The sequence below is a fragment of the Streptomyces eurythermus genome, assembly GCF_014649115.1.
GTDB classification, from domain to species: Bacteria; Actinomycetota; Actinomycetes; order Streptomycetales; family Streptomycetaceae; genus Streptomyces; species Streptomyces eurythermus.
On sequence record NZ_BMSK01000006.1, the window covers coordinates 391131 to 404055 of the forward strand.

Here is a 12925-nt window from a genome sequence, read left to right on the forward strand (position 1 = left end):
CCCGGCCCCGCGCCCGCGCCCGGTCCCACGGCCGGGCACCTGGACTCCGCATCGCCGCCCGATCTCGTACGCCTGCCCGGTCTCGCACCCCAGCCCGATCTCGTACGCCTGCCCGGTCTCGCACCCCAGCCCGGTCTCGCACCCCAGCCCGATCCCGTACGCCCGCCCGTTCCCGCATCCCCGCCCGATCCCGGCTTCCCGTCCGGGCCCTCGGCCAGGTGGCCGGACCCCGCGCCCCCGACCGGAGCCACGACCCGGGGCCGTGCCCCGGGTCCCCAGACGACCCGCAAGGAGACCGTCGCAGCCATGAACGACGTCGCGATCATCGGGGTCGCCGTCCGCTTCCCCGACGCGCCCACCCTGGACGCCTTCCGGGACAACCTGCGCCGGGGCCACGACAGCGTCCGGCCGCTGTCCCCGGAGCGGATCCGCACCAGCGGCATCGACCCGCACCGCGACTACGCGGAACTCGCCCACCTGGACCGCGTCGACACCTTCGACCACCGGTTCTTCGGGCTCTCCCGGCGCGAGGCCGAAGTGCTCGACCCGCAGCACCGCCTCGCCCTCCAGCTCGCCTGGCACGCCATGGAGGACGCCGGGCACAGCCCCGCGTCGCTGCGCGGCACCCCGACCGCCGTCGTCCTCAGCGCCCCGCGCGCCGACTACTTCCGGCTGGTGCCCCGGCCCGACACGCTCAGCCTGCTCGGCAACCTGCCCGCGGGCCTGCCCGGACGCGTCTCCCAGGTGCTCGGCCTGACCGGGCCGTCGTACGCGATGGACACCGGCTGCAACGGCTCCCTGGTCGCCGTCCTCCAGGCCTGCCGCGAACTGGCCGACGGGGAGGCGGAGTACGCGCTGGCCGGCGGGGTCAGCCTGAAGGTGCTGCACGAGCCGCGCGACGCCCACGCGCACTTCCCCGAGATCCTCTCCCCGGACGCCCGCTGCCGCGCCTTCGACGCCTCCGCCGACGGTACGGGCGACGGCGAAGGCGGCGCCGTCCTGCTGCTCACCACGCTGGAACGGGCGCTGCGCGACGGCGACCACGTCTACGCCGTCGTCAAGGGCGGCGCCGTCGCCCACAACGGCCCGCGCACCGGAGCCATGGGCACCCCGTCCCCGGCCGCCCAGGCCGAGGTGATCCGCCGCGCCTGGCGCCGGGCGGGCCTGGAGCCGGGCGACGCCGGATACCTGGAGGCCCACGGTTCGGGCACCCGGCTCGGCGACGCCGTCGAGCTGCGCGGGATCGCGCTGGCCCGCGGCCAGGCGCCGGGAGCACCGCTGCCGATCGGCTCGGTGAAGACCAACATCGGCCACCTCGACCACGCCGCGGGCATCGCTGGACTCGTCAAGGCACTGCTGTCGGTCCGTCACGGCGAGCTGTACCCGTCCCTGCACTACACGGCCCCGCCCCAGGGGCAGGACCCCGCCGAGCACGGTGTGGAGGTGGTCACCCGGGCCCGGACGTGGACCGAGCCGGACGGCCGGCCGCGCCGCGCCGGGATCAGCTCCTTCAGCCTCGTGGGGTCCAACGCCCACCTGGTCATCGAGCAGGCCCCGCCCCCGAGACCGGCGGCGCCCTCGCGACCGGCGGAGGAGAGGGGGGCGCGCACCCACCTGGACGCGCCCCTGGCCGTTGGGGTGTCCGCCCGGAACCCGCGCACGCTGGCCGAGACCTGCGAGCGCCTGGCCGCCGCCCTGGACACCACCCGTCCTCCGCTCGCCGGCACCGTCCTCACCCTCACCACGGGCCGCGACCACCACGACCACCGGGTCGGCCTGGTCGCCCGGACCACCGAGGAACTCGCGGGTGCCCTGGCCCTCGCGGCGCTGCGCACCCGGCAGGGCCAGGGCGCGGGCGCCGCTCCGGCACCGGCCCGCGACGGCGTCCATCTGCTGCTCTCCCGGGACATCACCGTCGCGGACCCCGCTCAGGACGTACCCGAGCAGGAGCGCACGCCGGAGGGGACGGCGGCCCGCGTGCTGGACCGGCAGCTCGACGCCCACCGCCGGCTGTCCGGATACGGCATCACCGTGACGAGCCTGCTCAGTTCCGGCGTCGGGCGCTGGGCCGCCCGGGTGATCGACGGCGAAGCGACCCGGGAGGAGGCCGGCGCCGCGCTGGCCGCGGCGGACGGGATCGGCCCGGCCCCGGACGGCGAGCGCCTACGGGCCGCGCTGGACCCGCTGTTCACGGCGGAGCGACCGCCGGTCTTCGTCGCCCTGGGCGAGGACGGCGAGCTGGCCCGCGCCGTCACCGCCCGGCTCGCCGAGCGTCCCGGCGCCGCACTCGTCACCGTGGGCAGCGGACCGGACGCCGTGGCCCGCGCGGTCGCCGAGCTGTACGCGCTCGGCGTGGACATCGACTGGCCCCGGCCCGAGGGCGCCCGGCGCACCCCGCTGCCCGGCTACCCGTTCCAGGAGGAGCGCTGCTGGGTCCGGCCGGAGGGCGAGTACCTGCGCTGGGAGGAGCTGTGGCCGGGCGCGGCCCCCCGGCCGGAGGCGTCGCCCGCGCTCCGGCCCGCCCCCGCGCCGGAACAGCCCGCCCCGTCCCCGGCCACGCCCGCCGAAGCTCCCGTGCCCGTGGGCCCTTCCGTCTCCGCCTACGCCCCCGCGCCCGACGGCGAGAGCGTCGTCGACCGGGTCCGCCGGGCCTGGACCGACGCCCTGCACGCCGGGGAAGTCGCCGACGGTGACGACTACTTCGAGCTCGGCGGCAACTCCATCACCGCCCTGGAGGTGATCAGCGCCCTCGACCGCGAGTTCGGCGTCACGCTGAAGCTCATCGACCTCTACGACCACCCCACCCTGGCCGACCTCGCCGCGTACGTCGCCGACCGCGCGGGACTGCCGAGGACGGAGCCCACGCGGCACCGGCCCACCGCCTTGCCGCCGCACACCACCGGCACAGAGCCACAGGAGCCCCAAGAGCCACAGCAGCCGCAACCCCAGCCCCAACCACACCTCGCCCCCGTCGGCGCCCCCACCGCCCCGCCCCCCATCACCCGCACCGACGCCACGGTGCTGTCCTTCGGCCAGGAACGCCTCTGGTACCACCAGCAGTTGGAACCCGGCAGCCCGCTGTACAACATCCCCACCCGCGTCCACCTGCACGGCACCCTCGACGTCGAGGCGCTGCGCGGGGCCCTGCACGACCTGGTGGAGCGGCACGAGATCATGCGGTCGTATCTCCCGGCCCGTGACGGCCGTCCCGAACTGCGCATCGCGCCGTCGCTGCCCGGCCTCGGCCGGTTCGTGGACGTCCGCGGCGAACCCGATCCGCTCGCCGCCGCCCGCCGCCTGGTCGAGGAGGAGGCCACCGCCCCGTTCGACCTGGAACACGGCCCGCTGACACGCGCCCTGATCGTCACCTACGGACCCCAGGACCACGTGCTGTGCCTCAACGTCCACCACGCCGTGGACGACGGCTGGAGCCCGGGCATCCTCGACCGGGAACTCACCGAGTTCTACACCGCGCGCGTCGAGCGCCGCGCCCCGCGCCTCGACCCGCTGCCGGTGCGCTACACCGACTACGCGCACTGGCAGCGCCAGTGGCTGACCGGGGACGTACTGCGCCGGGAACTCGACCACTGGCGCACGGTGCTGCGCGACGCGCCCGTGCTCGACCTGCCCGCCGACCGGCCCCGCCCGCGCCGCAAGGACTTCGGCGGCGGCCTGCACACCTTCACCATCCCCGCACCGGTCGCCGCGGCGCTGCGCGAGACCGGCAGACGGGAGCGGGCCACCCTGTTCATGGTGCTGCTCACCGCGCTCGACGTGCTGCTCGCCCGGCTCACCGGCGGACGCGACATCGTCGTGGGCTCCCCGACCGCCGGCCGCGACCGGCCCGAGACCCGGGGCCTGATCGGCTTCTTCAACAACACCGTGGCCCTGCGTACCCGGCTGGCCGACGGCCAGCGGTTCACCGAGGTGCTGCGCGAGGCCCGCCGGGTGGTGCTCGACGCCATGGAACACGCCGAGGTGCCCTTCGAGAAGGTCGTCGAGGCGGTCGCACCGGCGCGGGACCTGAGCCGCAACCCGCTGTTCGACGTGGTCCTGCTGCACCAGACCATCCCCGTCGTCCAGGGCCGGATGCCGGGGCTGGAACTCAGCTCCTTCGAGGCCGAGGACCGCACCATCGTCCACAACGGACTGGCGCCCGGCACCGCCAAGTTCGACCTGACCTTCTGCGTGTGGGAGCGGGACGGGCACGACGACCTGCCGGTCGGCCTGGAGTACAGCACGCAGCTCTTCGACCGGGAGACCGCCGCCGCCATCGGTGACGCCTTCCTGGCCCTGCTGCGCGCGGTGGCCGCCGACCCCGAGGGCGAGGCCCTGGCACTCCCGCTGACGGACGGGACGTCCGCCGCCCCCCTGTACACCCCGCCCCTGTCCGGCGCGCCCGACACCACCCTGCACGCCCTCGTCCTCGACCAGGCGCGGCGTACCCCCGACGCGCCCGCCGTGGCGCTGGACGAGGCCACCTTCACCTACGGCGACCTCGACCTGTGGTCGGCCGACACCGCCGCCCGGCTGGCCGCCGCCGGAGTCGCACCCGGTGACATCGTCGCCGTACGCCTGCCCCGCTCGGCGCACATGGTCGCGGCGGCGCTCGGCGTCCTCCGGCTCGGCGCCGTCCACCTGCCGCTCGACCCGCGCCAGCCGGACACCCGAACCGCCGCCATGCTCACCGACGCCCGCCCGCGCGCCCTGATCACCGACGGCGAGGCACCACCGTCCTGGACCGGACCCGTCGTCCACCTCGCCGGGCGGCCGCCGCGGACCGCGGAGCCCCCGGCGGACCCGGCCGCGCCCGGCGACCCGGCCTACGTCATCTTCACCTCCGGCTCCACCGGACGGCCCAAGGGCGTACTGGTCGAGCACCGCGGCGCGGCCACCCTGGTGCGCGCCACCCGCGAGGAGTGGGAACTGCGGCCCGGCGAACGCGTCCTGCAGTTCGCCGCGCCCACCTTCGACGCCTGGATCTGGGAGGTCTTCACCGCCCTCGCCGCCGGCGCCGTCCTCTGCGTGCCCGACCACCGCACCGTACTCGTGGGCGACGACCTGGCCGCGGCCATGACCCGGCACCGGGTGCACACCGTGATGCTGCCGCCGTCCGTCGCCGCCTCCCTGCCCGAGGACGCCGACCCGCCCGCGCTGCGGCTCATGGTGCTCGGCGGCGAACCGGTGCCGCCCGAGCTGGTACGCCGCTGGGCGGGCCGGTGCCGGGTCGTCAACGCCTACGGGCCGACCGAGGCCACCGTCTGCGTCACCATGGGCGACTGCGTGCCCGACGGCTCCCGCCCCGCCATCGGGCACCCGCTGCCCGGCACCCGGCTGTGGGTGCTCGACGAACAGGGCCGCCCCGTGCCGCCCGGCGTCCCCGGCGAGCTGTACATCGGCGGCGCCCAGGTGGCCCGGGGCTACCTCGGCCGGCCCGAGCTGACCGAGCGCCGGTTCGTCACCGTGCCCGGCACCACCGAGCGCGCCTACCGCACCGGAGACCTCGTACGCCGCCGGTCCGACGGATCGCTGGCCTTCGTCGGCCGCGCCGACAACCAGGTCAAGCACCGCGGCTACCGCATCGAACTGGAGGAGATCGAGGAGGCGCTGCGGGCCTGCGGCGCCAAGGACGCCGCCGTGGTGCTGGACACGGACACCGACGGCGGCGTGCTGCGCGCCTTCGCCGTACCCGGCGCCGATCCGGCCGGCACCGGCGAGGAACTGCGCGCCCGGCTCGCCGACCGGCTGCCGCCCTACATGGTGCCCGCCGCGCTCACCCTGCTGCCCGCGCTGCCGCTGACCCCGCACGGCAAGGCCGACCGCCGGCGGCTGTTGGCCCTCGGCCGTGAACTCGCCGGCGAAGGAGCGCCCGCCCCCGCCGGCCCCCCGGCGGCCACACCCGCCGACGCCCTGGAAGCGGACCTGCTCGCCCTGTTCCGGACCGTGCTGGGACACGGCGGGATCGGCGTGGACGACGGGTTCTTCGAGTCCGGCGGCCACTCCCTGCTCGCCGTCCGGCTGATGAGCCGCGTCCGGGAACTGACCGGCCGCACCCTGCCGCTCGCCACCCTCTTCGAGCACCCCACGGTCCGCGACCTGGCCGCCCTGCTGCGCTCCGGCCCGGACCCGGCCGCCCCCCGCTGCCTCGTACCCATCCGCGAGCGGGGCGACGGCGAACCGCTGTTCTGCGTCCACCCCTCCGGCGGCAACGTCCTCGTCTACCAGCCACTCGCCGACGCGCTCGCCGGGGACCGCCCGCTGTGGGGCGTGCAGTCCCACGGCCTCGCCGAGCACACGGAACCCGACCGCACCGTGGCGGCGATGGCCGAGCGCTACCTCGCCGGGATACGCGAGATCCAGCCCACCGGCCCCTACCACCTCGCGGGCTGGTCCTTCGGCGGCGCCATCGCCTACGAGATGGGCGTGCGGCTCCTTGAGGCGGGCGAGCGGGTCGCACCCGTCCTGCTGCTCGACACCGACCTGACCGCCACCGTGCCCCGCCACTCGGACGACGACGCCGCACTGCTGGCCGGTCTGCTGGCCCCGTTCACCCCGCCGGACACCGCCCGGGAACTGCACGCCCGCCTGCCGGGCACCCCCCTGGAGAAGGCCGTCGCCACGGCCCGCGACCTCGGGGCGCTGCCACCCGGCACCGGCCACCCGGAGGTACGGCGGCTGCTGCGCGTCCTGCGCGCCAACGACGCGGCCTTCGCCGCCTGGGAGGTGCCCGACTACCCCGGCGACCTGACGGCCGTACGCGCCACCGGCGGACGACTGACGGACCAGGGACTGGCGGCGCTGCGCGAGCGGGTGCGCGGCCGGCTGACCGTGGTGGAGGTGCCGGGCGACCACTTCACGATGCTCACCGAGCACCGCGCCGCCCTGGCCGAGCGGCTCGCCGCGCACCGCGCGCGCGAACGGGAGACGACCGGGCACGGCGGCACAGGCAGCGCAGGATCCAGGACGGTTGGAGGAGGACAGTGAGCCAGGAAACCCAGCGGCCCGTGGGGATCGTCGGCGCCGGGGTCATGGGCGCCGGGATAGCCCAGTGCGTCGCCCAGGCGGGCCACCCCGTGGTGGTGGTCGACCCCGGCCGGGAGGCCCTGGACGGCGCGCGCCGCCGCGTCGCGGACGGACTGCGGCTGAGCCGCCTGCTGCGCGGCTCCGGGGGCGGTACGGCGCCGGCCCCCGGGACGGACCCGGCGGCACTCATCCGGTGGACCACCGACTACGGCGACCTGGACACCGCGTGGTTCGTCGTGGAGTGCGGCCCCGAGCGCACGGACGTCAAGGAACGCATCTTCGAACAGCTCGACAAGGCCTGCCCCGAGGACACGGTGTTCGCCACCAACACCTCGGCGATCCCCGTCGACCGCCTGGCCGACCGCACCCGCCGCCCCGGACAGGTCCTGGGCATGCACTTCATGAACCCCGCCCCGCTGAAGGACACCGTGGAGGTCGTCCGCGGCCCCAGGACCGGCGAGGTGGCCCTGCGCCAGGCGGAGCGGCTGCTGGAGATGACCGGCAAGAAGGGCATCCACGTCGCCGACGGCCCCGGCTTCGTCACCAACCGGGTGCTCATGCTCACCTGCAACGAGGCCGCCCAGGTCGTCCAGGAGGGCACCGCGGACGCCCGGACCGTCGACCGGATCTTCCGGGACTGCTTCGGCCACCCCATGGGCCCGCTGGAGACCGGCGACCTCATCGGCTGGGACGTCATCGTGGACACCCTGCACGTCCTGCGCGAACACACCGGCGACCCCAAGTTCACCCCCTGCGACCTGCTGGTGGGGATGGTGGAGCGCGGCGAGACCGGCCGCAAGGCCGGGCGCGGCTTCTTCACCCACACGGCGGCCGGGGCCCGGGGAGGCGCCCGATGAGCCGCGAACCCACCCTCGCCGAGGCATTCCTCGACGCGGTCCACGACCGGCCCGACCACCCCTTCCTCACCCTGGTGGAACCCGACGGCGACCGCACCGTCACCCTCGCCGAACTGGCCGGGCACGCGGCCGGAGCCGGCCGGCTGCTGCGCGAGGCCGGCGCCCGGCCCGGCGACCGGGTGCCGCTGGTGTTCGACTCCGGCCTCGCCGCCGTCGCCGCGTTCTTCGGCACCCTGCTGGCCGGAATGACCCCGGCCATGGTCGCCCCGCCGATGGGCCGCCGCCAGGGCGCCGCCTACCAGGAGCACGTGCGCGGCGTCACCGAACGCTGCGCCTCCCGGCTCGGCCTGACCGACCGCGAGTTCGCCGGCGCGCTCGACGGCGCCGCCGCGCACCCGTTCCTGCCGCTCGTCCCGGACCGGCCCGAACCGGTCCCCGACCGGCCCGACGCACCCGAGGCGGCGGGCCCGGTCGCCCTGCTCCAGTTCACCTCCGGCAGCACCCGCGTCCCCAAGGGCGTCCAGGTCACCCACGCCGGAGTGCTCGACAACACCGCCGTGTTCGCCGAGCGGTTCGGCCTCGGCCCCGGCCGGCCCTTCTGCTCCTGGCTGCCGCTCTACCACGACTTCGGCCTGATCGGCGGCCTGCTCAGCTCGCTGCTGTCCGGCGGCAGCCTGGTGCTGATGCCCCCTCAGGCGTTCATCCGCTCCCCGCTGGGCTGGCTGCGCGCGGCACAGCGGAACGCCGCCACGGTCACCGGATCGCCCAACTTCGGCCTCGCCCTGTTCAACCGGCGCTTCGCCGCCGAACCCGCCGAACACCTCGACGGCCTGGACCTGTCCGGCCTGCGCACCGTCGTCGTCGGCTCCGACCCCGTCGTGCCCGAGACGGTCGAGGCGTTCCAGAAACTGCTCGCCCCCCACGGTCTGCACGACCGCGCGGTGCGCGTGGGGTACGGCCTGGCCGAGAACACGCTCACCGTCACGGCGGTACCGGACGGACAGCCGCTGCGCACCCTCACCGTGCGCCGCCCGGACGGCGTACGCGGCCCCGTCCGGCCGACCGGGAGTACCTCTGACGGCCCGGTGGTGACCGCAGTATCGTGTGGCACGCCTGCCGGCAATCAGGAAGTGAGCATCGTGGACGAGCACGGAACGACCGTCGGCTCCGACGTGATCGGTGAGATCCAGGTGTCGGGGCGCAGCGTGGCGCTGGGGTACCTGGACGACCCCGAGGCCACCGCGGCGGCGTTCCCCGGCGGTGCCCTGCGCACCGGCGACCTCGGCTTCCTGCACGACGGCGAACTGTACGTCACCGGGCGGCTGAAGGACGTGGTGATCGCCCGCGGCCGCAACCTCAACGCCCTGGACGTGGAACGCGTCGTGCGCACCCTGCCCGGCGCCCACGAGGGCGAGTGCGCGGCCTTCGGGGCGCGCACCGCGGAGGGCGAGGAACTGGTCGTCGCCCAGGAGGTACGCCCCGCGTCCCCCGAGGACCACCGGGCCCTCGCCCGCGAGGTGACGGCGCTGATCGTGCGGGAGTTCGGCATCGCCCCCGCCGATGTGCTCCTCGTCCGCATGCGCACGCTGCCGAGAACGTCCAGCGGCAAGCTCCGGCGTTCCGGGTGCGCCGACCTGTACGAGCGCGGCGAACTGGTGACGCTCCACCGCCAGGGATCCGCCGCCGTGTGAACGGGGCGGACGACCGGGTGGCGGCAGGCGCTCGAAGTGACATCGGGTCCGTGTGCGAGAGGAGTGAAGTGCTCGAAGTCATCGACTTAGTCAAGCGCTACGGCGAGGTGACCGCCGTCGACGGTGTGTCCTTCCATGTGGCGGCCGGTGAGATCGTAGGGCTGCTGGGAGTCAACGGCGCCGGGAAATCGACCACACTGGAGACGATCGTCGGCCTGGTCACACCCGACTCGGGCACCGTCACGGTGGACGGCCACGACGTGCGCGCGCACCCGGAGCGGGCCCGCGCCCACATCGGGTTCGCCGCCCAGGACACCGCCCTGTACCCGAGGCTGACCGTGCGGGAGAACCTGCGGTTCTTCGGCCGGCTCACCGGGGCGAGCCGCCACGACGCCGACGCGCGGGCGGACGAGCTGATCGGCCTCCTGGGCCTGACCGAGCAGGCCGGACGGCTCGCGGGCGTCCTCTCCGGCGGCGAGGCGCGCCGCGCCCATGTCGCGGTCGCCCTCATGGCCCGCCCCCGCCTGCTGCTCCTGGACGAGGCCACCGTCGGCCTCGACGTCCGCACCCGCACCCACATGCTGGAGCTGGTGGTCCGGGCGGCGCGGGACAGCGGCGCCGCGGTGCTGTTCTCCAGTCACTACCTCGCCGAGGTGGAGAGCATCTGCGACCGGGTCGTGATCATCCACCGGGGCCGGGTGCTCGCCGACGGCACCGTCGCCGAGACCATCGCCCGGCACGCCAAGTCCGCCGTCGAGTTCGCCTTCGGCGACGGCACCCGGCAGCGGCACGAGGTCTCCGACCCGGCGGCCGAACTGCCCGCCCTGCTGGCCCGGCTCGACACCGGCGCCGGCGCCCCCGAACTGAAGTCCGTCAACGTGCTGCCGGCCTCCCTGGAGACCGCGTTCTGGGCCCTGACCGGGGAGGAACCGGCGGGGCTCGTCGAGGAGGTGGCGTGATGCGGCTCGACCGGCTGGCCGTCATCGGCGGCAACGAGTGGCGCATGCTCTGGAAGGACCAGGCCGTCGTCATGCTCCTGATCGTCACCCCCGCGGTGATGATGGGCATCATGGCGGACGGGCTCGCCCCGGTGGTCCGCGAGAGCTTCGACGCGGGTGCCTCCATGAGCGGCGCCGACTTCGCCGTGCCCGGCTTCACCGTCATGTTCGCCTTCTTCATGACCGGCTTCATGGGCAACGGCTTCTTCCTGGAACGCGGTTGGGGTACCTGGCAGCGGCTGCGGGCCTCGTCCGCCCGTTCCGCGGAGGTGCTGCTGGGCAAGACCGCGCCCTACGCCGCGGTCTCCACGCTCCAGATCCTGCTGATGCTCGCCTTCGGCTGGCTCGTCCTGGATCTGCACCTGCGCGGCTCCGTGGCCGGGCTCGTGCTCATGATCGTCGCGGTGGTGGCCGTCATCATGGCGATCGCCCTGTTCCTGGTCGCCCACTGCGGGTCCAGCCAGCAGATCAGCGCGCTGACCAACCTGGTCGGCATCGTGGGCGGGGTGATCGGCGGCGCCTTCCTGCCGGTGGACTCCCTGCCCGGCTGGACCCAGGCGGTCGCCTACGTCACCCCCCAGTACTGGGCGGTGGACGGCCTGTCCGGCGTCCTCGGCGCCGGGGACGGCCTGGCGGACGTGGTACCCAATGCCGCGGTGTTGCTGGGCGCGGCCGTCGTGCTCATCGCCCTGTCGGCACGCCGCCTGTCACTGACGGAACAGGAACGCGTCGCCGCCTGAGGACGCCGGACGACAGGCGTCCGGCGTCCGCCGGGGGCGCTCCACGCCCCCCGTCTCCACTCGCACAACCCATAGCGAAAGGTTCACCATGGCAGTCATCCGTACCGCCGGTTCCCACTGGGAAGGCACCCTCCAGGACGGCCGGGGCACGGTCACCCTCGTCTCCTCCAACGCCGCCACCCACGAGGTGAGCTGGCCGAGCCGCGCCGAGGAGCCGGCCGGCCGGACCAGCCCCGAGGAGCTGATCGCGGCGGCCCAGTGCGCCTGCTACAACATGTCCCTCACCCACACGCTGGAGAGCAAGGGCCACACCCTGGAGTCCGTGGACACCAAGGCGGAGGTCACCTTCGAACTCGGCGCGGGCCTGACCCGGCTGGCCCTCACGGTCCGCGCGACCGTCCCCGGCATCTCGGAGGAGGACTTCCGCGAGGCCGCCGAGACCGCGAAGACCAACTGCCCGGTCACCATGGCCCTCTCCGGCATCAAGGAGATCACCCTGGACGCGTCCCTCGCCTGACCGTCCCCGCGCGACGCGGAACACACACTCGGCGGCCACGGAACACACCGTGGCCGCCGGGCTTGCGGCGGGAGGCATGGCCTGTACGACGAGGGGTGCGCCCAAGCCACCGCTCGCGCGTCACTTCAGGCCGGTCCCGAGGCGCTGTGCGAGTTCGATGAGATCCGCCGATCGCAGCACCCGCCCGTCGAACCCCGGCAGGGGTACGTGCAAGGGCTCGGTCCAGCGCGCGGGAATCGCTTCCCATCCGTAATACGCGCCCGCGAGCCCTCCGGTGACCGCGGCGACGGTGTCCGTGTCCCCGCCGACGTCGACGGCCGCGCGCAGGGCGTCCTCGAAGGTGGCCGTGGTGCGCAGGGCCCAGACCGCCGTGCCCAGGCAGGGCCAGACCGCGCCGTTGAACTCGGTGGCCCGCTCGGGATGCCAGTCGGCGGCGAGAACGACGCCGTATCGCCGGCGGTGGTCGGGATGAACGGCGGCCAGCACACCGGGAAGGGCGGCGAGCGGGTCGGCACCCTCCAGCGCGAGGCGGACGAGTTCGTGGAATATGGCGGTGCCTTCCCAGGCGGCGCGGTCGCCATGGGTAAGGGCGGCGATACGCCGGGCGGCATCCATCGTGGCCGCCCGACCAGCACGCGCGAAGCAGACCGCGGAGGTCGAGGCCCTCATCAACGCGCCGTTGCCGGCCGCCCGCCGGTTGACCCGGAAGTGAAGCGCGGCGGCCAGATCCCACGGCATGCCGTTCGTCAGCACGTCCTCGGTCTGCAGCCCGATGTCTTTGGGGTCGGCCGCGGCCCACCGCTGGAAACGGGCGAAGATGTCGGGCAGGTCCAGTCCGCCCTGCCGCAGGAGTGACTCCGCGACAAGTACGGCCATCTGCGTGTCGTCCGTGGCTTCGCCCGGCTCCCAGCCGCCGCCTCCGCACATCTCTCCACCGCACCCCGGCTCCGGGAACCGGGCGGAGAACGCACCCGGGGGACCGAACTCGAAAGGGGCTCCCAGCGCGTCGCCCACCGCCGCGCCGACGACCGTCGCGATGACTCGCCCCGTACGCTCTTCCATCCGCGCAGGCTATCGGCGCCACACGGCAGCCGCACCG

The 12925-nt window shown here is 74.8% G+C and carries 7 protein-coding genes; 6 read left to right on the plus strand and 1 reads right to left on the minus strand.

Annotated features, from left to right (window positions below):
• Positions 1 to 306: 306 nt before the first annotated feature.
• The 6 genes from IE251_RS14385 (at position 307) to IE251_RS14410 (ending at position 11826) form a co-directional block, all read left to right on the plus strand.
• Positions 307 to 6984, plus strand: a complete 6678-nt coding sequence (locus IE251_RS14385) for a non-ribosomal peptide synthetase (protein WP_189753299.1) — start codon at positions 307 to 309, stop codon at positions 6982 to 6984.
• Positions 6981 to 7880 (plus strand): 3-hydroxyacyl-CoA dehydrogenase family protein, encoded by a 900-nt coding sequence (locus tag IE251_RS14390; RefSeq protein WP_189753300.1) that lies wholly within the window; start codon positions 6981 to 6983, stop codon positions 7878 to 7880. Before IE251_RS14385 ends, IE251_RS14390 begins: the two co-directional genes overlap by 4 nt.
• On the plus strand, positions 7877 to 9571 hold the full coding sequence (locus IE251_RS14395; protein WP_189753301.1) for an AMP-binding protein: 1695 nt from the start codon (positions 7877 to 7879) through the stop codon (positions 9569 to 9571). Before IE251_RS14390 ends, IE251_RS14395 begins: the two co-directional genes overlap by 4 nt.
• Positions 9572 to 9639: 68 nt before the next feature.
• Positions 9640 to 10530, plus strand: a complete 891-nt coding sequence (locus IE251_RS14400; protein WP_189753302.1) for an ABC transporter ATP-binding protein — start codon at positions 9640 to 9642, stop codon at positions 10528 to 10530.
• A complete protein-coding gene (locus IE251_RS14405; protein ID WP_030776524.1) occupies positions 10530 to 11309 on the plus strand; it encodes an ABC transporter permease in 780 nt (259 codons plus the stop codon). The genes IE251_RS14400 and IE251_RS14405 overlap by 1 nt, the downstream gene beginning before the upstream one ends.
• 88 nt (positions 11310 to 11397) lie before the next feature.
• Complete coding sequence (locus IE251_RS14410; protein ID WP_189753303.1) at positions 11398 to 11826, plus strand: OsmC family peroxiredoxin; 429 nt, start codon at positions 11398 to 11400, stop codon at positions 11824 to 11826.
• A 120-nt stretch (positions 11827 to 11946) separates the two neighbouring features.
• Here IE251_RS14410 and IE251_RS14415 read toward each other — a convergent pair whose 3' ends face one another.
• Positions 11947 to 12888, minus strand: a complete 942-nt coding sequence (locus tag IE251_RS14415; RefSeq protein WP_189753304.1) for an ADP-ribosylglycohydrolase family protein — start codon at positions 12886 to 12888, stop codon at positions 11947 to 11949.
• Positions 12889 to 12925 lie beyond the last annotated feature (37 nt).